At 50.1% G+C, this 23,059-nt stretch carries 21 protein-coding genes; 5 read left to right on the forward strand and 16 right to left on the reverse strand.

What is annotated here, in order from left to right:
- Positions 1-175: 175 nt before the first annotated feature.
- The 5 genes from AC50YG_RS17680 to AC50YG_RS17700 all read right to left on the reverse strand — a co-directional run bounded on the left by AC50YG_RS17680 (position 176) and on the right by AC50YG_RS17700 (position 6,406).
- The gene (locus tag AC50YG_RS17680; protein WP_494828249.1) at positions 176-871 is read right to left on the reverse strand and encodes a stalk domain-containing protein; all 696 of its coding nucleotides are present in this window, start codon (positions 869-871) and stop codon (positions 176-178) included.
- A gap of 287 nt (positions 872-1,158) precedes the next feature.
- The gene (locus AC50YG_RS17685; protein WP_494828250.1) at positions 1,159-2,523 is read right to left on the reverse strand and encodes an MBL fold metallo-hydrolase; all 1,365 of its coding nucleotides are present in this window, start codon (positions 2,521-2,523) and stop codon (positions 1,159-1,161) included.
- A gap of 3 nt (positions 2,524-2,526) precedes the next feature.
- Positions 2,527-4,197 (reverse strand): ABC transporter permease, encoded by a 1,671-nt coding sequence (locus AC50YG_RS17690; protein WP_494828251.1) that lies wholly within the window; start codon positions 4,195-4,197, stop codon positions 2,527-2,529.
- Positions 4,198-4,289: 92 nt separating this feature from the next.
- Positions 4,290-5,375 (reverse strand): ABC transporter substrate-binding protein, encoded by a 1,086-nt coding sequence (locus AC50YG_RS17695; RefSeq protein ID WP_494828252.1) that lies wholly within the window; start codon positions 5,373-5,375, stop codon positions 4,290-4,292.
- 56 nt (positions 5,376-5,431) lie between these two features.
- The gene (locus AC50YG_RS17700; protein WP_494828253.1) at positions 5,432-6,406 is read right to left on the reverse strand and encodes an ABC transporter ATP-binding protein; all 975 of its coding nucleotides are present in this window, start codon (positions 6,404-6,406) and stop codon (positions 5,432-5,434) included.
- Positions 6,407-6,844: 438 nt separating this feature from the next.
- Here AC50YG_RS17700 and AC50YG_RS17705 point away from each other — a divergent pair, with 438 nt between their 5' ends.
- Together AC50YG_RS17705 and AC50YG_RS17710 are read left to right on the forward strand one after the other, a co-directional pair.
- Positions 6,845-7,768 carry a LysR substrate-binding domain-containing protein gene (locus AC50YG_RS17705; protein WP_494828254.1) on the forward strand — a complete coding sequence of 308 codons (924 nt, stop codon included), beginning with the start codon at positions 6,845-6,847 and terminating at the stop codon, positions 7,766-7,768.
- An 87-nt stretch (positions 7,769-7,855) separates the two neighbouring features.
- The gene (locus tag AC50YG_RS17710; RefSeq protein WP_494828255.1) at positions 7,856-8,719 is read left to right on the forward strand and encodes a hypothetical protein; all 864 of its coding nucleotides are present in this window, start codon (positions 7,856-7,858) and stop codon (positions 8,717-8,719) included.
- Positions 8,720-8,853: 134 nt separating this feature from the next.
- Here the strand turns inward: AC50YG_RS17710 and AC50YG_RS17715 are convergent, their stop codons facing one another.
- From AC50YG_RS17715 to AC50YG_RS17745, 7 genes are all read right to left on the reverse strand, one after another.
- Positions 8,854-10,530 (reverse strand): ribonuclease J, encoded by a 1,677-nt coding sequence (locus AC50YG_RS17715; RefSeq protein WP_494828256.1) that lies wholly within the window; start codon positions 10,528-10,530, stop codon positions 8,854-8,856.
- A 126-nt stretch (positions 10,531-10,656) separates the two neighbouring features.
- On the reverse strand, positions 10,657-11,079 hold the full coding sequence (locus AC50YG_RS17720; protein ID WP_494828257.1) for a hypothetical protein: 423 nt from the start codon (positions 11,077-11,079) through the stop codon (positions 10,657-10,659).
- On the reverse strand, positions 11,079-12,143 hold the full coding sequence (gene hisC, locus AC50YG_RS17725) for a histidinol-phosphate transaminase (RefSeq protein WP_494828258.1): 1,065 nt from the start codon (positions 12,141-12,143) through the stop codon (positions 11,079-11,081). The genes AC50YG_RS17720 and hisC overlap by 1 nt, the downstream gene beginning before the upstream one ends.
- Positions 12,144-12,239: 96 nt before the next feature.
- Positions 12,240-12,908, reverse strand: a complete 669-nt coding sequence (locus AC50YG_RS17730; protein ID WP_494828259.1) for a YIP1 family protein — start codon at positions 12,906-12,908, stop codon at positions 12,240-12,242.
- Positions 12,905-13,432, reverse strand: coding sequence for a GNAT family N-acetyltransferase (locus AC50YG_RS17735; RefSeq protein ID WP_494828260.1), 528 nt, complete (start codon positions 13,430-13,432; stop codon positions 12,905-12,907). The genes AC50YG_RS17730 and AC50YG_RS17735 overlap by 4 nt, the downstream gene beginning before the upstream one ends.
- Positions 13,433-13,528: 96 nt before the next feature.
- Positions 13,529-15,121: a helix-turn-helix domain-containing protein gene (locus AC50YG_RS17740; protein WP_494828261.1), complete on the reverse strand. Its 1,593-nt coding sequence runs from the start codon at positions 15,119-15,121 to the stop codon at positions 13,529-13,531.
- A 169-nt stretch (positions 15,122-15,290) separates the two neighbouring features.
- Positions 15,291-16,322 carry an ABC transporter substrate-binding protein gene (locus AC50YG_RS17745; RefSeq protein ID WP_494828262.1) on the reverse strand — a complete coding sequence of 344 codons (1,032 nt, stop codon included), beginning with the start codon at positions 16,320-16,322 and terminating at the stop codon, positions 15,291-15,293.
- A 370-nt stretch (positions 16,323-16,692) separates the two neighbouring features.
- On the opposite strand from AC50YG_RS17745, the gene desA reads away from it, so the two are divergent.
- From desA to AC50YG_RS17760, 3 genes are all read left to right on the forward strand, one after another.
- A complete protein-coding gene (gene desA / locus AC50YG_RS17750) occupies positions 16,693-17,739 on the forward strand; it encodes a Delta(5) desaturase DesA (RefSeq protein ID WP_473757121.1) in 1,047 nt (348 codons plus the stop codon).
- Between the two features lie 124 nt (positions 17,740-17,863).
- Complete coding sequence (locus AC50YG_RS17755; RefSeq protein WP_494828263.1) at positions 17,864-19,012, forward strand: histidine kinase; 1,149 nt, start codon at positions 17,864-17,866, stop codon at positions 19,010-19,012.
- Positions 19,009-19,608 carry a response regulator gene (locus AC50YG_RS17760; RefSeq protein ID WP_473757125.1) on the forward strand — a complete coding sequence of 200 codons (600 nt, stop codon included), beginning with the start codon at positions 19,009-19,011 and terminating at the stop codon, positions 19,606-19,608. Before AC50YG_RS17755 ends, AC50YG_RS17760 begins: the two co-directional genes overlap by 4 nt.
- 26 nt (positions 19,609-19,634) lie before the next feature.
- Here the strand turns inward: AC50YG_RS17760 and AC50YG_RS17765 are convergent, their stop codons facing one another.
- From AC50YG_RS17765 to AC50YG_RS17780, 4 genes are all read right to left on the reverse strand, one after another.
- Complete coding sequence (locus AC50YG_RS17765; protein WP_473757127.1) at positions 19,635-20,123, reverse strand: DUF2798 domain-containing protein; 489 nt, start codon at positions 20,121-20,123, stop codon at positions 19,635-19,637.
- A 175-nt stretch (positions 20,124-20,298) separates the two neighbouring features.
- Positions 20,299-21,201 (reverse strand): MetQ/NlpA family ABC transporter substrate-binding protein, encoded by a 903-nt coding sequence (locus tag AC50YG_RS17770; protein ID WP_494828787.1) that lies wholly within the window; start codon positions 21,199-21,201, stop codon positions 20,299-20,301.
- Positions 21,202-21,255: 54 nt separating this feature from the next.
- Positions 21,256-21,921, reverse strand: coding sequence for a methionine ABC transporter permease (locus AC50YG_RS17775; protein ID WP_494828264.1), 666 nt, complete (start codon positions 21,919-21,921; stop codon positions 21,256-21,258).
- Complete coding sequence (locus tag AC50YG_RS17780; protein ID WP_473757130.1) at positions 21,918-22,703, reverse strand: methionine ABC transporter ATP-binding protein; 786 nt, start codon at positions 22,701-22,703, stop codon at positions 21,918-21,920. The genes AC50YG_RS17775 and AC50YG_RS17780 overlap by 4 nt, the downstream gene beginning before the upstream one ends.
- Positions 22,704-23,059 lie beyond the last annotated feature (356 nt).

Below are 23,059 nucleotides of genomic sequence, written 5' to 3' on the forward strand. Positions count from 1 at the left end.
GCTTTAGAAGAAGCAAATCGTCCCCGCTCCTCCTTCCATCCTGTACACACAATTGCGGCGGCGTTTACCTTTATATACAAAAAAAGCCCCCTGCCGCTTGGAAGCAGCAGGGAGGACTTCTTTATTCCTATATTCCAATATTCCTATGGCGAGGCGTTTGTTATCCTCGTCAATCTTATAGTTTTGCTACGCTCACTGCGATTTTTTCCATTTGCGCCTGAGTCAGCACTTGGTCAGGGGAGCTGATGGTGATCGTACGGTCATCGAGCTGGAAGCTAAGCATTGGCAGATCGCTCGGCGTATACCATTTTGCTTTTACCCCGTTCGACAGCACGACCTCCTTGCTTTCATAACCTTCCGAGTAGTCTCTTGGAGATACGTTGACGTTCATATGGTTGAAAATTACACTAACCCCGTCGCCGCCAGCAAACGATTTGACAAAAGCATCTCCGGCTGCCATCTGCTTAGGTGCATATGCCGTTTCGAAGCCATCAAATGCAGCGAAATCCTTCTTGATCGCTTTTATTTGCGCATCGCTGTATTTAACCTCCACATACTGCTCGGATGCTTGCTGCCCTTTGCCAATCAGCACCTGATTGTTTTTCGAATCATATTGAATCGGTGTATGGAGCGCTCCGGCAAGCGAGCGGACAGGCAGATACATTTTATCCTGATACATAATTGGCGAAAGCTTGTGGCCGTTCTCATCTTTAAGGGTATAAGCAGCTCCGTCGACTTTGACACTAATATTGCCATTCAAATAGGCTGAAATTTTTTGGAGGCTAGCTCCAGCATATACGCCTGCTGCGCCCGTCAATGTCATTCCAACAACTACCATCGATACGATACCTTTTTTCATGTTGTTTTTCATTTTTATGATCTCCTTTTGAATACTCCGATTTTTTGTTTTATCTCTATTTTTATAATTTCAATTATAGGACGCTACTGCTGTCCCTCCTCGTTTGCCGCTGCTGCGTCCTCCCTGATGAATACAGTATATAAAGCGGATATCTCAAGACTACGTCCAGCTTGTATCTAACTTGTAAATAATATTCCCCAATTACAGCGTGCCTGAATACTTTAGCAGACAGCAAAAAACAGCAGGGATTCATTACGACATTTTAGCGCCGTGAATCCCTGCTGTTTTCTATTTTCCATTTAAAAAATCAACCGATCCCCCGGACTCAGCGAATAAACGCCCTCATAGCCCTCTTCCTTCAACACCGCAAGCAGCCCGTCGGTTCTTGGCTTAACCGCATGCGCTAGCACAGTGGCGCGGCTAGGCACCCGCTCCAGCATCTGGCGGACATCCGGCAGGCCCTGATGCACCTTATAGCGGATATGCTGCACGGATAGCCGGTAGCGCGACGGGCTACTCCCACTGCCGCCACTGTCCTCGCTGCTCCGCAGTGCCACCTCGCCATAAGAGCCTGCAGCGAGATGTCCGGTCAGCAATACGGCATGGTGGGCGGCACCCGCAAGCTGCTGGTAGTACCACCGCGCAACTTCTGACTGCATCATGCCATCATTCGTAAAAATCAGGGCACTGCCCTTGCAGGCAAGCGCCCTTAAGCGCTCCTCTTCGCTTGCGACAATCGCAAGCCTACCACTCGCCAGCAGCGCCTCCATACGAGCCAGCGCTCCGCCGCCCAGCCATTCCGGCAGTGCAGCCAGCTGTTGGAGCGGCTCCATCAACGCCCGCTCTACGATAAGCTGCACCTCTGGGAAGCGCTCGCTCGCCCACACCAATAGCTCCTGCCCTCTCCCGCTCGTCGGCACCGGATAAAGCACTGAGCCCTGTGCCCGCAGCACCACCTCGGTCTCCCGTTCCAGCTCCGCCAGCCGAACTGCCTGCGAATCCGGATTCGCCCCGTACGCTGCGTCGATGATCGCCAAATCGGCGATACATCTTGTCTCTGAAATCGGACGGTGGGCGGCATCCGCCCCTTCTCTGCCCCCGCCAATCGCTCCGAGCCGCGGCTCATCTGCCGCAAGCAAGCCCGATTCGGCAGTATAATCGCCTGAGAAATACACCAGCTTGCCATGCCAATCAAGCGCCAGCCATACCGCGCCTGGCAAATGCCCGCTGCGCCCCCATTTTAGGCGCAGGCCAGGGAACACGCTGCTCCATTCATCAGCGGTGGATCGCTCCTCCAAATAGGCATAGCGGATAGCCGCAATATGCTCATCCCCATAAGGGAGCTCGGCAGCCTGTGAGCGGGCATAACGATTCCACGCCTGAAAATAACCCGGAAGCTGCTGCGCTGTCACGCGGCTCGTCCATACTTCACCTTCATAACCAAGCTTATACAGCAGCGGCAGCGCCATGGAATGATCCTCATGCGCATGCGATAAGAATACCGCTTTCAGCTGCGGAATCACTTCCGGGCTAATGAGCGGATATTGTCCGCCGCCTTCTTTTTTCCCGCCGCAGTCCAGCAACACCGCTTCGTCTTTATATTGCAGCAAATAGCTGGAGCGTCCATGTTCGCCCGCTCCACCCCATATGGTCAGTTGCATCATCAGCTATTCCACTTTCTGTTGTGAGCTAAAAACATTCATCGCCAGCAGCAGTATGGTTGTGACGCCGACCGTTATGACGGCCATCGCCATCCCCATCGACACCTCTCCCTGCTCAAACTGGGCAAAAATATAGGTCGCCGACGTTTTCATCGACGGCGGCAGGACGAGCAGCGACGCCACCAGCTCCCGATTGGATATTGTGAACGTCATCATCCAGCCCGCCAGCATGCCGGGCAGCAGCAGCGGCAGCAGAATTCGCCGCAGCACATATAGCTTGCGCCCTCCAAACACTTGGCCCGCCTGCAGCAGCATCGGATCGATTTGCCCGTAGCTCGCTTTCACATATTGCACAGTGTAAGGCAAGAACAAGATGACATACGTTAGCACCACCATGCCGTATGTATTGTAAAGCGGAATCGGCATCCACTTCGCATTCCATAACAAAATCAAGCCTACGACGATAACGATGCCCGGCACTGTATTCGGCAGCAAGCTGAACAGATCAACCAGCTTCTGTCCCGGCGTACGCGAACGCTGCACCGTCAGGGCGAACCATGTGCCCAGCACGACGGCAATCGTGGAAGCGACAATCGACAGGCCGAAGCTGTTCAATAGCGCATCCAGACTGGAAGACCCCGGCGTAAGCAGCTCCACGTAATGCTGAAGCGTCAAATTGTCCCATGCGAGGCCGACGCCGCGCAGCTTCAAGAGGGATGCCGTAATAATCGAAAAATAAGGAATGCCGATGGAGGCAATGAGCAGTACCGCAATGTACAGCCAGCACAATATCCGGCCCCAGCGGCTCATCGTCGCTGTCTGCTTGATGGCGCCCTTGCCGCCGACTAAACGATAGGAAAAGCGGCTGCTAATCGTGCTTTGGATGTACCACATCACAAGGCAAGCCGCGAGCAGCACCGAAGCAAGGGAAGTTGCCTTGCCAAAATCAATCGGCCAGCTGGAAATATATTTATGGATTTCCGAGGTCATGACGTAAAAGCCGATTTTGCGGCCAAAGGTCGCGGGCGTGCCGAACTCGGCAATCGTTTTTACAAAAATGAGCAGGCTGCCCATGACGTAGCTGGACAAGAGCAGCGGCAGCACGATGCGCCGCAAGCGGTACAGGAAGCCGCCGCCATGTACCGCTGCCGCTTCCTCCATGCTTCCGCCGATTTGCAGCAGCGCATTGCGCAGCAGCAAATACAGAAACGGAAATAAATGCAGGCTCATAATCGCCACCATGCCGCCAAAGCTGAAGAAGGCGGGGGTAATGGCCGAGGATGCCGGAATGAATTGCTCCATGTAGCCATTCGTCTGCATGAACAGCATCCAGCCCATCGATCCAATGTAAGGCGGCGTCATGAAGGGGATGAGCAGCACGATATCCAGCCACTTATGGCGGCGCAGCGGCGTCTTCGCCATAACCCAAGCCAGCGGGAAAGCAAGCACCGTCGTCGCCGCGATGACGCATAATCCCAGCCAAATCGAGTTAAACAGCACCTCGCTAAGCTCGCTCTGCCTAATAATTTGCAGCGGTGCCAGCAAATCCAGCTTCTGGTCGGTATATAAGCTCGTGCCGAATACGATCAGCAGCGGCGCGAGCACCAGCATCCCGAGAAGAGCCAGCGCCAGTCCCATGCCGAGCCAAACATAGTTTTTGAACAAAGAGGATTGCATCGTCAGACCACCTATCTATTACCTGTCTATTGCCAGCACCGCCTGATACCTGATGCCTTAGGGCAGCAGATATCAGGCGGCTGGTGTTCGCTTTATTTAAACAATTGGGTAAACTTCGTCGTCACGCTGTCGCTATTTTCGTTCATCCACTGCCAGTTCACCTTAAAGGTAGGAATTTCGGCCACACTTGCACGGTCCTTCGCTTCCACATCCGAGCGGCCTGGGAGCAAATATGCGCCAGTAACCATTTTCTGAGCATCATCGGAAAGCAGATAATCGATAAAAGCTTTGGCATTGTCGGCATTTTTGGTCGTGCCGACAATGGCAGCCGGACGCGGGCTAATAACGCTGCCCTCTTTTGGATAAACAATATCAACCGGCTCGCCAGCCGCTTTCGCTTTGTACGCCATGTAATCAACGCCGGCGGCTACAACAGATTTCGCTCCTGTAATAACCGGATCAAGCGCTTCTTGATTCGCGCCTGCCATCGCTACGCCGTTTTGCTTGTAGCTGTCGAATAGCGACCAGCCGCTATCGCCTGATGCGCTCAAGTAGCCGGAAATAAAATCAAGTGCCGAGCCAGACAACGATGGATCGGGAATGTTGACCTTGTCCTTCCACTCCGGCTTAGCCAGATCCGCCCATGAAGCAGGAGGCGTCTGTACGAGCTTCGTATTGTACACAATGCCAAGCGCAGAGGCGCTGTAGCTGAAATATTGCCCGTCTTTATCCGACCAGTCGGCAATCAGCTTGTCCGCATTAGCCGCATCCGGATAGCTCATCAAAATGCCTTCCTCTTTCAATCCCTGCATCGCCGGAAGTGAAGCAAGCACAAGCACATCAACCGCTGGATTGGATTTCTCCGCTTCCATGCGGGCAAGAATTTTGCCCGTTGCGCCTTGGAACATCTCGACCTTCACGCCAGTCTTCGCTTCAAAGCCTTCCTTTATTTTGTTCGCAAGCCCTTCTGGCCCTGCGCTGTAAACGACTACGCTGCCGCTCAGTTTAACCTCTGTTTGCTGCGGCTGCTCTGCTGCTGTAGAAGCGGCTGGTGCCGAAGGTGACGCAGACGCTTCACTGCTTGCTTGTCCATTGCTTGCTGCTGTTCCGCAGCCTGCCAAGCTGACTCCCATAAATGCGGTTAAAGCAAGCATCATGCCTTTTTTAGCTAATTTCATTGGTAGGGCCTCCCGATTGTTCTCATTTTTATTTGTAAAACATATAACCCACTCGTTTATGACACCACTTCGTGCACATGCTCCGGCGAGGCGTAAACTTGCACCTTATCGCCAACGAGCAGCCTTGACGGCGAGTAGGCCGTCCAAGTGCCCAGATTCTCCTGCATCTCAAGCTCTACCTCATAGCGGTCGCCCATGTAGCTGGCATGCCGCACCTCCGCCTCGAAGCGATGATCCTCAGCATGCGCCTCGCGAAAGCGCACATGCTCCGGCCGCAGCATCCACTTGTCCTTCATCAGCCAATTGGACTTGCCGATAAAGCGGGCGACGAAGGGATGCTCTGGGGCGCTGTAAATTTGCTCCGGCGTCCCTTGCTGCAAAATCTCGCCGCCTTGCAGCACAACAACCTCATCCGACATGCTCATCGCCTCCGTCTGGTCATGGGTGACGTAAAGCGCCGTCACACCCGCTTCCTTCACCAGATGGAGCAGCTCTGCCCGCATTTCATCGCGCAGCAGTGCATCCAGTGCGCTGAGCGGCTCGTCGAACAGCACGAGCTGCGGCTTCATGACGATCGCTCTCGCAAATGCGACACGCTGCTGCTGTCCGCCGGACAATTGATGGGGATAACGCTTCTCCATACCCCCAAGACGGACGGTCTGGAGCGCACCTAGCACCGCATCCTGAAGACCAGCCTTCATGCCGGCAGCGCGCAGGCCGAAGGCGACATTTTCAAACACCGTCATATGCGGCCAAAGCGCAAAATCTTGAAACACCATTCCGAATTGCCTTTGATGAGCTGGCTTATTGATCCGCTTCACTTTGGAATAGTAGCACTCTCCATTCACATGAATCTCGCCGCCATCCGGCGTCTCAAGTCCTGCGAGCATTCGCAGCAGCGTCGTTTTGCCGCAGCCCGAGGGGCCGAGCAGCGTTGTAAAGCTGCCTTTGGCAATCGATAAGCTGGAAGGCCGCAGCGCCTGAACAGCGCCGAAAGACTTTTCCAAATGATTCATTACGATATGTCCCATATGCATTAACCTGCCTGTCTATTAAATGACTGGCGGAGCAGGCAGCCGAGGCTTCCTTGTCCGCTAGGCTTTAAGCTTGACCTCAGTATAGCCCCCGACTATTCGTTGTTTATTTGAGCTGTGTAAATGAAAGATTAACTTTTTAGTGGATTTGTTTTAACATTCATCGAATTTTTCTATGCTACTTTTATAAGTAGTGGCAGAAAAGCGGCTACGCTGCATGAAAAACTTGACTTCCGATCGCCATTAGCCTTGAATTTATATTAATAATTTTCCATAGGAAAAAATTCAAGGCTAAAAGCATATGCTTACGATGCTGCTTTCCTACGGAAAGCTTTAAGCGAACGCTATCGCTTCTCCAGTTCAAGCTTTTCATTTCACTTCTCCTTTCCGCCACAACTTTACACTTATCCGCTAATAAGTAGGAGGCAACCGCCTGTGAATTTATTGAAGCTGAAAATTATTGAGCTGCTCGACAAGCATAAGAAAATTACTCCCGTTGCCCACGAGCTGGATCTCAAGCAGCCGACCATTACCTATCATATGAAAAGCCTGGAGCAGGAAATGGGCGTCAAGCTGTTCGAGACGCGGGCGGATAAAATGCTGCTGACTGCGCCTGGCAAAGCGCTGCTTCATTATGCAGTACGCATCAACAAGCTGGCGCAGGAGGCCGAGCGCGTCGTTATGGAATATGGCAGCCTTGCCCGCGGGAAGCTAACCATTGGAGCGAGCTACGTCCCGGCCACCTATGTGCTGCCGGAGGTGCTGAGCGATTTTTCAAAACATCATCCGGGCATTGAGATTTCAGTGCTGGTGAAGCCCGCGCCTATTATTAAGGAAAAGCTGTGGAACCATGACATTCATCTCGGCCTCATCTCCTCCGAGCCGTTCGAGCAGCCCTCCTTGTCCACGCATAGCATTTGCGAAGATGAGCTGGTCGTTATTTTTGCCCCTACTCATCATCTGGCTGCTTATGAAACGCTTAATCCGGGGCTTATTGCAACCGCAAATTTTGTGCTGCACGGCGAGCAGTCCAGCACACGGGAAATGACAACGCGATGGCTGAACAATCACCGCATTGACCTCATCGGGCCCATTGAGCTCGATTCGATCGAAGCCATCAAGCAGACGGTGCAGCAGGGCGGGCACATTGCTTTTATTTCAGAGCTTTCCGTGCAGGAGGAGGTTCGGAAAGGGCAGCTGCTTATGCGCAAAATTCCTAATACCCGCTTTCAGCGCTCGATTTATTGCTGTTATAACAAGGACCGTTATGACTCCCGGCTGACCGAACAATTCATTGATACCCTCCATAGAAGCTTTAAAAATTCTCCGTCCCCATCCATTAATTATTGGAAAAATTAACATAAATCGTTTCCGTTATTGATTCCTCACGAACAATAGCTCCCTAAAGTAGAGCTTGTACTTCCATTATGAAGAGGAGCTGAGATAATGAAACATTGGTTAACGAAAGCAGGCACGATGGTATTGAGCGCAACGCTGCTGCTGTCGGCGTTCCAAGCGCCCGAGACGGTACAGGCAAAAAAACAGGAAGCAAATATGGTCCCATCCTACGAGGTCAAGCTGCTGCTGGATTCCACGCAAGTGTTGAACAGTAATTTAACGCTAACCTCCGCGGTAAGCTCCCAGTTCAATCTGACCACTTCGAGACAAACCAATGTAGAATATTTCGATACCAATAGTCTTGGTCTGGATGATGCAGGCTGGAATGCGCGTTTTCGCAAAAAAGAGGATAAAAACAACTACGAGCTCACGTACAAAAAACGCTATCCCGTACAAAATGGCAACATCAATGCAGCGCTGACGCTCGCCAACACAGAAGGCTTCGACATCACCGATGACAATTACAAGGCGGAGATCGATTGGGGCTACAGCAAGCAGACGCTAAGCATGTCAGTGGATAAAAAGGTGACTAAATCCTTGAATGGCGCACTCGGACTCCCATCCGAATCCGCAGCTCGCCAAATGCTGCTCGACGAGCTGCCAGGCAAGCTGAAAAACTGGGGAACAAGCAATTGGGGCAAGACGCAGCTGCAAAACTCGCGCTCTTACGGCCCTGTTCTCACAACTAAGCACACAGGAACGTGGAATGGCCTTGAGGTGGACGTTGAAATTTGGCCCATTCGCAATGCTGCGGGTACAGGCGTAGAGCCAATCGTGGAAATTTCCTTCAAAACGGATGAATACAGCGTAGCTAATACGAACCGCACCGCGCTAATCAACAGCTTGAACAGCCTGGGCTGGCTTGTGCCAGCAGACGGGCTGAAAACACAGCTTGTATTGGAACGTTATTAAATAACTAGGTTATTGAAAAGCAGAAGACCGCATAGCCACCTGTCGAAACAGGTCGGTTATGCGGTCTTCTTGTTCATAAATCTATTCAATGATCGGCTCACTAAGCAAAGTGAAGTGGACTGGTTAGGCGCCGATTAAACTTCCATGATGATCGGAAGAATCATCGGCTTTCTTTTCGTTTGCTCATATAAGAATCGTCCGAGCGCGTCTTTTACATTAGATTTTAGCGTCGTCCATTGATTGACGTTGTCGCTAATTGATTTATTAATGGTGCGGGATACAATGCGGCCTGCTTCGTCGAGCAGACCTTCCGATTCACGTACATAGACGAAACCGCGCGAAATAATATCCGGACCTGACTTGATTGTTTTATCCTGCTTGCTGATTGTTACTACGACAACGAGAATGCCGTCCTGCGACAAATGCTTGCGATCGCGCAAAACAATATTGCCGACATCGCCAATGCCCAGGCCATCGATATACGTATTGCCGGACGAAACTTTGCCCGCTTTGCGTGCTTGGCCATTTGCAATTTCGACCACCTCGCCGTTATCGACAAGGAAAATATTTTCCTTCGCGACGCCTACTGCTTCAGCAAGCTTCTTGTGGTGAAGCTGCATCCGGTATTCGCCGTGAATCGGAATGAAATATTTTGGAGCCATCAGATGAAGCATCAGCTTCAGCTCTTCTTGGCTGGCATGGCCGGATACGTGCATGCCTGTAGCAGCGCCCTGACCGTAGATAACGTTCGCGCCAAGGCGGAACAGCTCGTCTACAGTACGGCCAATGCTCCGCTCGTTGCCCGGAATCGGCGTAGCGGAAATAATGACCGTATCTCCTTCCAGAATTTCAATCTGGCGGTGATTGGAACGTGCCATACGCGTAAGCGCCGACATTGGCTCGCCTTGGCTGCCCGTGCACAAAATGACGACCTGATTGTCAGCATAACGGTTCACTTCATTCGTTTCAATAAGCATACCGTCAGGAATATTCAAATAGCCTAGCTCAGAAGCAATCGTAATCATATTGACCATACTGCGGCCAATAATCGCCAGCTTGCGGTTCGTTGCGACACCCGCGTCAATAACTTGCTGCAAGCGGTATACATTCGATGCGAACGTCGATACGATAACACGGCGCTCTGCTTTGCGGAAAGCGTCTATGAAGTTCGCTCCGACGTTTCTTTCCGAAGGCGTGAAGCCCGGACGCTCTGCATTTGTGCTCTCCGATAGAAGCGCCAGTACGCCTTTGCGGCCAATATCAGCCATGCGGTGAAGATCAGCATGGTGATCATTAACCGGCGTCTGATCAAACTTGAAGTCGCCTGTGTGTACAACGACACCTTCAGGCGTATCCAGTACAACACCGAGGGAATCCGGAATACTGTGGTTCGTACGGAAAAAGCTTGCAGTTAGCGTCCCGAATTTCAGCTCGGATTCTGCATGAATCAAATGTCTTTCCGTTGCGCCCAGCAGGCCGGCTTCCTTCAGCTTACCTTCGATCAGTCCCATTGTCAGACGACTTGCGTAGACAGGCAGGCTAAGCTGCTTCAAAATATAAGGTAATCCACCGATGTGGTCTTCATGGCCGTGCGTAATTAGCAGCGCTCTGACCTTGTCCTTGTTCTCGATTAGATAAGAAATGTCCGGCACGATAATATCGATGCCCAGCAGCTCTTCATCGGGAAACTTGGAACCGCAATCAATGACAATAATATCGTTAGCGTATTGTACTGCGTACATATTTTTCCCAATTTCACCTACGCCGCCCAAGGCAAAAATGGATAGTTTGTTTTCTGTTCTGTTATTCAAAATAATCCTCCTATTTTATAAGACTGACGACGATTAATATACATCAAACTAAAAAGATCCGAACCAGTCACTTGTCACCATTATAGCACGAAAATTTAATAAAAAGGAAATAGGCTTATATGCCTTTTATTCCTTGTTCATTCGACCCAAAATGTAAAGCAAGCCTTTAACAAACATTCCCATAAAAACCGATGCCGCTACCGTGCATAAATTCAGCCCGTGAATATAAACAACGAGCAAACCTCTGGATGTCACTTCATCAGATAAAGGGAACAACAGCCCAAGCCCATACGATAAAATGACCGTAATGGGTACCCAAAGCACCGGAATAAATAGCGGGAAATACCAATAGTGTCCGCCAAAGCTTCGAACAATGGCTATCGTATAAAGCACGCCAAGCAGGACCAGCAAAGTGAATACACCATTCAAAATCGTCACGCTGTAAGCCGTCGCATAATACAAAGTATTGCCGATTAACGAGAAAATTAAGCTAAGCAGTATAACCCTCCGCATAGCGAAACCGAACGGCGAACGATTTTCCTCGCTCATTACGGCTTTACAATGTCAGCGATTACGTTAAGAAAGACGTCCATTTCCTCATCCGTACCAATACTTACCCGCAAATACTGATCAATGCGAGGCTGCTTGAAATATCGAACGAGTACGCCCTGCTCGCGCAGCTTGCCAAAAATCGTTTCCGCCGCTTGATCAGGGTGGGAAATGAACAGGAAATTGGCTGTGGAATCGGTCACGACAAAGCCGAGTTCCTGCAGACGCACAGCCGTCTGTTCTCTAGTCTGGTTCACCTTAACTGTAATCTCCTGGAAATATTCCTCATCTTCTATAGCCGCAACAGCACCCGCAAGTGCTAAACGATCGATCGTATAGGAGTTGAACGAATTTTTCACACGGTTAAGACCATCGATAAGCTCCTCGCTACCAATCGCCCAGCCAACCCGCAAGCCAGCCAGCGAACGCGACTTTGAGAGCGTCTGAATAACGAGCACATTCGGATAATCGGCAACTAGCTTAACGGCCGATTCGCCGCCGAAATCAATATAGGCCTCGTCAATGATGACCACTTGATCGCGGTTATGCTCAAGGATCGAGCGGAACTCGTCAACCGGAACAAGCATCGCTGTCGGAGCATTCGGATTTGGAATGACAATGCCGCCATTCTCACGCGTATTAAATGGCTCCAGAGGTATACGGAACTGCTCATCCAGAGGAATTAAATCCGCCTGCAGCCCGTAAAACTCGGCATACACTTTGTAGAAGCTGTATGTAATATCGGCAAACAGCACCGGCTTTGCAGGATCGAAGAACGCCGCGAAAGCGAACGCCAGCACCTCATCGGAGCCATTGCCCACAAAAACCTGGCTTGGGGAAACCTTAAAATAAGAAGCCAGCGACTGCACAAGCGCTCCGCTCGTAGGATCAGGGTATAAGCGCAAATCCTCATTTGCCGCCGCTTGGATCGCCTCAATCACCTTCGGTGAAGGCGGATACGGGTTTTCATTTGTGTTGAGCTTAATATATTGCTTGTCCTTTGGCTGCTCGCCCGGCACATAAGGCACTAACGATGCCGCAAGTGGGCTCCAGAACTTACTCATGAGTCAAGCTCCCTTCATTCGATTAACGGCCCCTGCCGTTTGTCCGTTTTATTCATCCTCATTCAGCATAAAACATTTTGATGCCGAATGCATCCACTAATTTGCGATTATGCCAATAACTAAAAAAGGCAATACAAGAATCATTACAAGCACGAATACGGCGAACATAATGATTAATGAAACGCCAAGTGAACGCCAAGCTGAAAACTGATGGGCCTCACCGACCGCATGCAGCATAATAATGAACACCCAAATGGTCAAGCCAATTTTAATAATCGCGAACAGCAGGCTAAGAGCCATCAGCACGCCGCCTGGAAGGTCAAGCCCCGAGGCCAGTCCACCCGAATATACAAGCGTATCGGTAAAGCTCCTTCTTCCTAATAGCACAAACTGCGGAATCCAAAGCAGTCCGATTAATACGGAAGGCGCCAAAACGCCACGGGCAAATGCAATGTACATCTGATGTCTGGTGGCAGTGCCGCCGAACCACGAGCCCACCCATTTATACAAAACGCCGGATAAAAATAATCCCCCGATTCCAAGCGGTGCGCCAACTAAAACCGCCAGCAGCAATAGCAAGCCCAAATAAATATGATTACCCCACTCATTATCCGCCCCTGTATCCAAAAACTGAAAGATGCCACTGAATAAAGCAATTACAACAAGCGACCAGAATGGTCCCGGATTCTTGAGAAAATGCCTAACCGTCTGACGGGGATGAATCCATACGCGAAACCAATATTTCCAATTTCCTTGCTGCATCATTTTTCCCCTTTCGTCCTTTCTCCAACTCGCAGCCCCATAATAACCAAATCGCGCTCCACCCCATCCAGTTCCGCCACTTTCGGCATGTACGCCCATTGCTCAAAGCCGAACTTGCCAAGCAGGCCCAGGCTAGGAGCATTGTGGGCAAAAATAAAGCCGAGCAGCGTCCGAATATGCAAGGTCGGACATGCCTCCAGCGCATGCTTCAGCAGCATGCTTCCCAAACCGCGTGCACGGTGCTGCTCGTCAATGTAGATACTGATTTCGGCTGTTGCCTGATAAGCGGGTCGTCCATAAAATGACTGAAAGCTGAACCAAGCCAGCAGCTCTCCATCCTCTTCCACTACCCAGAGCGGCCTAGTATCCGGCGCATGCTCGTCAAACCAAGCCTGCTTTGCTTCCACCGTTGACGGCTCCAAATCCGCTGTAACCTGGCGAGATGCAACCGTTGAATTATATATAGCTACAATGCCGGACAAATCCTCCTGCACGGCATCGCGAATACGATACGTTTCCCCTGCCATAAACCGCTCTCCTTAGCGTCATATTATCAACATTTTACCACCGCAGCTGGAAATTGTCTGCCTACCTTGCCGCTTCAGTCGCAAGCCATCGTTGGCTTAACACAATGCGCGCAGCACATCGTCAATTTTTCTATGATGGGAAAGCACGCCATAATTCATCCACGACAAAAAATCGACTTCATATACGCTGCCATTTCGCACGGCGGGCAGCGACCGCCAGAGCGGCGATTGCAGCAGCTCGATTTGCCTGCCCGCAATCGTATCAATGGTAATAAACAGATGTTCGGCGTCAAGCAGCGCCAGCTCCTCCATTGACAGCTCAACGAACCGCAGACCTTTAGCCAGCTTTTCTACGAGTGAATGCGGGCTCAGCCCTAAATCGCGATAAAGCACCGGGCCGGTGTAGCCATGGTCAGGACCGCCATACAACTGCACTCTATCGGCCGACAAACGCAAACAAGCGACCGTCTGCCGCTTCACCGCCCGCAGCAGCTTTGCCTTGGCGGCAGCCGCTTTATTTTCATAATCAGCAATAACAGGGCTTACTTCCTCAGCCTTCCCGAGCAAATCCGCAATGCTATGCAGCGTTGAACGCCATTCCTCGCCTTTATAGGAAAGCTGGATGCTCGGTGCAAGGCTGGCAAGCTTGTCCATGCCCCACCGTTCAATGCCCGTATCCATCAAAATAAATTCCGGCGCAAAGCTAGACAAGGTCGCCTCGTTATCGGTGTCCACATTAAATTCTGGCACATCATCAAGGCCAAGATATTCCTGCCGCCCCCAATGATCGTGGCTGAATTGCATAATGGGCCTGATGCCAAGCGCCAGCAAATAATCCTCGATAAAAGGTGCAAAGACCCGAATATTTTCCCGCTGATGGCGGCGATATTGGCCCGGTGTAAGGCCAACTGACTGCTTGAAGCGGCGGCTAAAATAATATTCATTGCTATAGCCGACGCTTTGCGCGATGCGGAACAGCCGATCATCCGAGCTTGCCAGCAGCTTTTTCGCCTGCTCTACACGTACCTCGTTCAAATAATGCAGCGGAATTTCGCCCGTCAGCTCCTTGAATAGACGGGAATAGCGCCAGCGCACCATGCCTGCATGATCGGCAAGCTTGTCTACCGTCAGCTCTTCCCGGAAGTTTTGCCGAATATGGGCAATGGACTGTTCCATCGCTCGCCTTTCGCCGCTTTCTGTGCGCAGAGGCAGATTTTGCTGCATGATGAATAATAGAAGCTGCTGAAATCTGATGTCATGACGGAAAGCTTCCAGCTCATCCTCCACTTCCCGCTTATCATGGAGCGCCTGCAGCTCGCTCATACAATAGGAGAAAGGCTTGCAAGAAACCTCGCCCAGACAAGGAAAAGGGACAGCCGTGGGCTCCGCTCCAATTCCATCAAAGGCAAGGTAGTAGAACGACAGCCCCTCTGCTCCGCCCTCAAATCCACCAGCTGCAAACTCCATCCTCGTACCCGGGCCAAAAATAAAACAGGCGCCACGGCCCAGAGCATGCCGCTCGCCATTTACGTAAAGCGTTCCAGCTCCGCCCGTCACTATCAAGATGATATGGTCATCAGCGGTGGGCAGCACCTGCTCCTGTCCATTTTCTACGTTCCTATATTGTATAGCAGTCAGCCTATAGAATATCGCATGGCGCAACTGCGGCTTATTTTCCTCGTCGCTCAATTCATATCCCCCTTAGGATGTCTTGGCAAACAGCACGTGTTATGCCTGTACATGCCAAAGTAAATGAGAATGATTTTCACAACTAGTATAAATGAAAAAAGAAAGCCCATCAATGCACAGATGGACCTTCCTCTTCATTTCTTGAATAGGGCAGCTACTCAAGCGTTATTTATTTGACGAACATTTTCAAAATATCATCGATTTTCATGGCATTTGCTGTTATGCCACCGGACTGCCAATAGGATCTCTCCACCCGGTGTACATGCCCTGCCTTCACTGCGGGGATAGCCTGCCAAATCTTGCTGTCTAGAAGCTTCAGCGCTTCCTGATTTTCAGGTGAATCCCAAGTTCCATTGGACAATAAAAGAATAATGTGGTCGGCATCGAGATCCGGTAAGCTTTCTTCTGTTAAAATCTTTTGAAATTCCTCCATATCCTTCGACCATGTATTAGGCGTAAGACCCAGATTGGGATATATGGAGCCAATAAAACGGTTGTTCACGCCGAACAATGCGAAGGTGCTATCTTCCACATTCAAACGAATGACCGCTACGGATTCATCGCCAAGCGCTGTATGGAGCTTCTCCTTGGCATCGGCTATTTTCTGCTCGTAAGCACTAATCACACGATCTCCCTGTTCCTTCATATTCAGGACGTCCGCAATGGTCGTCAAAATCGCTTGAGAATCAAGCAAAATACTTTCCGGCAAACGGTAGGTAGGGGCTATTTTAGAATATAAATCGTATTTGGCTTTGTCTGCCCCGCCGTCCAATATAATTAAGTCCGGTTCCATTTCAAGCAGCGCTTCAATATTGCCCGAAATATCAAACGTTGGCAAATCCAGCTTCAAATATTCCTGCGTCCCCCAATTCGGGTGATACCACTGGACAACTGGCGTTACACCAAGCGCCGACAAATAGTCCTCCAAATAAAGTGCCGCTACGCGCTTCGGATGTGCCGGAACCGTTACCTCGCCAAATTCGTCCTGAAGCACTCGCGTTTCCGCTTCCTGCTCCGCAGCTGCCGACTCATCCGCTCTAGCAGGAGACGGGCTTACAGTAGCCGCTGCATCGCTAGCCTCCGTATTAACAGCTGTCTCGCCTTGCGAACCGCAACCCGCGAGCGCTATGATAACGGCTAACGCCAGCAGCGTGAGCACCGTCATTTTACCCTTGAACCTCTTTTTCCCCCATTGCATCATCCCTGTTCGACTCCCCTTTAAATCAGTGATTATCATTATCAAATGACGAGATCAAGTTTAGCCTATCCCCCACCCTGCCTTCAATGCACATACGCTATAATTTTCTTATACAAACGCTATTCGGCATAGCCTATTCGCCTCGCCCCCATCCAACCGACCTCTAGATATTCCAGCACCTGCAAAAATATTGTTAAAAACATGCATTTATGGGCATCTAGAAGCGTTCCCATATGACATATGTCATATGGCTTTACTGACGTTTATGACTTATGGCGCATGACATTTTTCTTTACAATATAAATATAGCTAGCAGGTTACGGGCATCTTTAACAGAGGATGTACGTCTTGTTATTGAAGGAGGAGCTTCATTATGGATCAGAAAGCCAAGCAAGCGAGCTTGAAAAAGAGTCTTGCCCCTTACGAAAAAGTGAATATGAAAACCAGCATACGACAATTAATCAATACTTTACTCCCACTCGGGTTTTTCTGGTACGCGGCGTATGCCGTCATGCCAATCTCTTATTTGCTCACGATTGTTTTTTCCTTAATTACTGCAGGCTTTGTCATTCGGACCTTTATTATTTGCCATGATTGCTGTCACGGTTCATTCTTCAAGAGCAAACGGGCAAATGCTATCGTCGGCACGATAACAGGGATTATTACCCTCGTCCCTTTCCAACAGTGGAAATACAGCCACTCCATCCATCATGCAACGAGCAGCAATCTCGACAAGCGTGGTATTGGCGACATTTGGATTATGACCGTAGATGAATATATTGCAGCAACGCCTTTGCGCCGCCTTTTCTATCGTATTTACCGCCATCCGGTCGTTATGTTTGGCCTTGGCCCGATTGCTGTGTTTCTTATTCAATACCGTTTCAACCGTAAAGGCGCTAGACGCCAGGAACGCCTCAACACGTATTTGATCAATGTTTCGATTGTTGCTTTATATGCAGGTCTTAGCTGGCTTCTGGGCTGGCAGGCATTCGTCATGGTACAGCTGCCCGTTATGTTTTTATCCGGACTGTTCGGCATTTGGCTGTTCTACGTTCAACATCAGTTCGAAGATACGTATTTTGAAAATGAAGATGAGTGGAGCTACGTAAAAGCAGCCGTTGAAGGCAGCTCTTATTACAAGCTTCCCCGTCCATTACAATGGATTACCGGCAACATCGGCTTCCATCATGTGCATCACCTGAGCCCGAAAGTGCCTAACTACTATTTAGAGGATGCGCACAACTCATCCGTTCCGCTTCAGCAGGCAACGACGATTACTCTTAAAACTAGCTTGACGGCACTGCGTTTCCGCTTATGGGATGAAGAGAACAACATGTTCGTCAGCTTTAAAGGCATGAAGCATCGTCTGCGCAAGCCGCGTGCGGCAAGCACCAAGCTGGATACAAGACGCGTTGGCTAGCAGGTACAAAGATATACACACGAAAGAGGCTGCGCGGAACCAAATGCGCGAGCCTCTTTTATGTTAAAATAGCTTCAAAGCAGCTCCTTATGCTGTAACAGCGATTTGAAAAGGCGGGACGCATATGCAAAAATGGCATCATATTTTTCATAAAAATACGGGAATCAGCCCCTATGTATGGGTCGTTTTTTACATCCTGCCCTTCTACTTTATTTTCCGCAACTCATCGCCCTACCAAGCGACTTCCGGTATTGTGATGATCGTTTTATTTTTCATCTGCTATATGCTTTCCTTCATGTCCAAGGGCTGGCAGGTTTATTTCTGGACCAGCATCCAAATTATTATTTCCATCGCGATGACGCTCATGTTTGGCTATGTGTATTTCTCCATCTTTCTCGCTTATTTTATCGGCAATATCCAGAACCGCATCGGCTTCTTTACGCTGTATTCCATTCATATCGTCACGACCTTCCTGAGCATCAACTATGGGCTGGCTGTGCAAAATCCGGTCTTTCTCGCGCAATTCCCCTTCGTGCTCATTAGCTTGATCGGGGTCATTTTACTTCCGGTCAATACGTACAACCGCAATAAGCGGGACAAGCTGGAAGGCGAGCTTGAGCATGCCAACAAGCGGATTTCCGAGCTCGTCAAGCTGGAGGAGCGGCAGCGGATCGCCCGCGACCTGCATGATACGATCGGGCAGAAGCTGTCGCTCATAGGTCTGAAAAGCGATCTGGCGGGCAAGCTGATGCAGAAAAATCCCGCCAAGGCGCAGGAGGAAATCGATGATGTGCGCCAAACGGCGCGCACGGCGCTCAAGGAAGTACGGGAGCTTGTTACGGAAATGCGTGGAACACGGCTTGAGGATGAGCTTTTTCGGGTAAAACAAATTTTGAAGGCTGCTGATATCCAGCTTATAGTTGAAGGCGACCCGTCGCATACCGACACTTCACTGCTTGCCGAAAATGTCGTCAGCATGTGTCTCAAGGAAGCGGTGACGAATATTGTCAAGCACAGCTCCGCTACCAAATGTCTGGTCGAGATTGAACCAACCCGCACGGAGCTCATTGTCCGCGTTCAAGACAATGGCACGGGCATTGCTACGGGCGGCAAGGAATCGCGCAGCTATTACCGAGGAAATGGCCTTAGGGGAATGAAGGAAAGACTGGAGTTTATTAATGGCAGCCTGGACATTATTTGCAGCGACGGCACGATGCTCGTCATTAAAGCGCCAAATGTCGTCCAGAAGCCGGAAAAGGAGTCCTCTCTATGATAAGAATTGTAATCGCCGAAGACCAGCGGATGCTGCTGGGGGCACTCGCTTCCCTGCTTGAGCTGGAGGATGATATGACCGTGGTCGGTAAAGCTGGAAATGGCGAAGAAGCGATCACGCTCGTCCAGTTACACAAGCCGGACATTTGCATTATGGACATTGAGATGCCGGTCAAGAACGGATTGGAGGCAGCAGAAGAAATTCGCCAGCTGGGCTGCAAGGTTATCATTTTGACCACCTTCGCCAGAAGCGGCTATTTCGACCGTGCGCTCAAGGCCGGCGTGTGCGGCTATTTGCTCAAAGACAGCCCAAGCGAGGAGCTGGCCAGCTCCATACGCAGCGTCATGACCGGCCGCCGCATTTATGCGCCCGAGCTGGTGGACGACGCCTACGGGCAGGAAAACCCGCTCACCGAACGGGAGAAGGAAGTGCTCGGCCTCATCGCCGACGGCAAAAATACGAAGGAGATCGCCGACCAGCTTTATTTGACCAATGGCACCGTGCGCAACTATATTTCCGTCATTTTGGATAAGCTGGGCGTGAGCAATCGGATTGAGGCGATTACCCGTTTTAAGGAGAAGGGCTGGTTTAAATGAAATAAAGCCAAGCTGTAGCCTTTAATTCAGCTTAAAGCTACCGAAGAAATTTTACCTTTTACGAATTTAGTAAATAAATACCGCACAAGCGGTCCTACAATCAGGAGCTGTAAGGGCAGAGCAAACACAAAATTTTTAATCACTAAGGAATAGTAACTCTCAAGTAAGGAGCTCCCATTGAGGCTGTTGAAATAGTAAGCCGTCCCCAAGCCATATAGCGACATGCAGAGAACCATTCCAATCACCATGAAAAAAGATAGTGACACAACGGCAAATATCTTTTTAGATTTGTCATACGGGAGAGCGAAAGCTATCTTCTTAGCTATTGGGCCGACAATAACGATTTCGAGCGAGGCAGCCACGATAAAGCATACAACCAATTGAAAAAGTATTTCTGCTACAGTCACTGTTCCAAACAAGCCATTTGTATAGAGATTATAAAAGGTCATGAATATGACCATCCCCAAGCACATCATCAAACCAAAATAAAAACCTTCTTTTTTAGTAGCTGGCAATTTCCATCATCCTTTCTGTTTACCGTTGTAATTATATAGAGAGCGGATAGCTCCACATAAGTGAAAGCTTTGTGAACTTTTTCATAATATAAAAAAAGCATGCTCTTTCCCGCAGGTAGCGGTACGGAACATACTTTTCTTGGTTTGGCCAAGCTTGGCTTGTCGATTGGCCGCTTTAAAAAGCTGGCACAACCGCCACGCCGTATTTGTCCTGAATGAATTTTTTCACCTCGGGCGATACGAGCACCGCATCCAGCTTCTTAATTTCGTCGCGGTTCTCATCGCCGCTGCGAACAACGATAATGTTGGCGTAGGGCGATTCTGCATCCTCCCGGAACAGCGCAGTATTCGGATCAATGCCCGCCTCCAAAACCAGGTTCGTATTAATAATAGCACCATCTACATCGGGCAATACCCTTGGCAAGGTAGCCGAATCCACTTCCTCAAACTTGAGATTTTTAGGATTTTCTACAATGTCCTTCGGCGTTGCCTCGTACGTATTTTCCAAGCCTTCCTTCAGCTTAATCAGCCCTTGCTGCTCAAGCAGCACCAGCGCTCTGTATTCATTCGATGGGTTATTGGGAATCGCAATGGTGGCGCCATCCGCAATGTCATCCTTCGATTTCAGCTTCTCGGAATAAAAGCCAATTGGCTCAACATGAACCTTCGCGGTTACTGCAAAATCATAACCCTTCTCCCCTTTAATCGAGTCCAGGTACGGAATGTGCTGGAAGTAGTTCGCATCGATCTGCTTCTCAAACAGTGCCGGATTGAGCTGGCCTTCATCATCGAGCACAACGATTTCCAAATTCACGCCCTGCTCCTTAAGCAGCGGCTTAACAAACTCCAAAATTTCGGCATGCGGCACTGGCGCAGCCCCTACTTTAAGCGTGACTGCCTCCTGCGGGGCTTCTGAAGCGGAAGCTTCCGGCGACTGGGTCGACTCGGCAGGGCTTGCGGAGACACTTGCTTCCGGCGAGCTTGCCGGGGCATTATTTGCTGCGGTGCCGCAGCCTGAGACGATAAGGCTGAACATAAGAATAAGGGCGGATATAAAGGTCCATTTCGTTGTTTTCATCGTTTTCATGGTTACTCTCCTGCTTTCTCTATTTAGGTTTGAGGGGAGCTAAGGCTACCCCAGATGACGTTTTTTCAAAATCGCTTTAGCCAAGCTATCGCCTGACAGTTGAATGATTTGCACCAGCAAAATAATGACAATAACGGTCGCAATTAAAATATCCTCGCGAAACCGCTGGTAGCCGAAGCGGATAGCCAGGCTGCCAAGTCCCCCTGCGCCAATCGCTCCTGCCACCGCTGTAAATTCCGTAATGGCGATGACAGCGATGGTCATGCCCCGAACAAGCGCCGGAAGCGCTTCGGGAATCAGTACGCGGAATATAATCGTTAGCGGCGTAGCTCCCATCGCTTTGGCCGCCTCAATTTTACCCGCGCTTACCTCCTTCAAGGAGTTTTCAATAATACGGCCCAGGAAGGGCGAAGCTCCGATCGATAATGCGACGATAGCTGCTGTCGGGCCAAGCGAGGTGCCGACAATGAGCCGGGACAACGGCAGCAGCAGCACGATTAAAATAATAAAAGGCAGCGAACGCACGCCATTAATCGCCGTCCCCATGATTTTATTGATGATTGGCGCCTCCAGAATACCCCCCTTCTCGCTGACGACGAGTGTAATGCCTAGCAAAATACCAATGATCAAAGCAAATACCGAAGACCAAGCGACCATATACAGCGTCTCCAGCAGTCCCTCCCCTAACAGCTCGAACAGATCATCTCTCATATTCCTGCTCCCAGCCCCTCCATAATCGACCGTTTGTCACGGTAATAGTCGATAATACTGACGAATCGGCGGGCAGTATAGCTGACGGGATTCATAAACAGCTTGTCAACCGTCCCTGTTTCCACAATAGAGCCCTGCTCGATGACCGCCATATGGCGGCAAATATGCTGGAGCACATCCAGCTCATGCGTAATTAAGACGATCGTCAGCTTCAGCTTGCGGTTAATATCCTGGAGCAGCTCCAGAATGGAGTAGGTCGTCTGCGGATCAAGCGCTGAGGTCGCCTCATCGCTGAGCAGCACATCCGGCTCATTCACAAGTGCCCGGGCGATGCCCACCCGCTGCTTCTGCCCGCCACTGAGCTGGGACGGATACATATGCTCCTTGTCGGACAGTCCAACCAGCTCCAGCATCTCCCGCACGCGCTCCCGAATGAACGGCTTCGGATAACCGGCTATTTGAAGGGGAAAAGCGACATTTTGAAACACATTTTGTGAATCTAGCAAATTAAACTGTTGAAAAATCATCCCAATCTTGCGCCTAGCCAGCCGCAGCTCCTTGCCAGACAGATCCGTCAGCACCTTTCCACCGATTTCGATCGAACCCGAATCAGGCTCTTCGAGCCGGTTCAGACAGCGGATCAACGAAGACTTGCCTGCCCCACTAAAGCCGATAATGCCGAAAATATCCCCCTTATCAATCGTCAGGTTAATGTTGTCCAAGGCGGTAATCGTGCTGCTTCCGCTTGTGTAGGTTTTGTGCAAATCCTTTATGACGATCATGCTGAAAAACTCCTCTCCTCCCTGATAAGCAAAAACGAATTCGTCGTCCTTCCGGGACGAGCGAAGAGCTTTGTCGGAAAATTCTAAGCGGATATAAGGATGAAACTTATATATTCTTAGAATTCAAGGTGAAACGGCCGAAAGCCATCCTTTGGCGGCGCGGCGCGTTTCAGTCCGAGAAATATAGAGAAAGTATGGCGAAATCATATACTTTCCTATATTTAAATAAAAAAAACCAAACTTCAGCACCGTTTAATCCGCTCGGTGGAGAGTTTAGTTTCCAGTGTTCTGGTCAACTAGTTATCGGGCTTATCGCCAAAAACCAACTATTCCTATTTGTTTTATAAATTTAAAGC

Source organism: Paenibacillus sp. J31R34, from assembly GCF_059383715.1.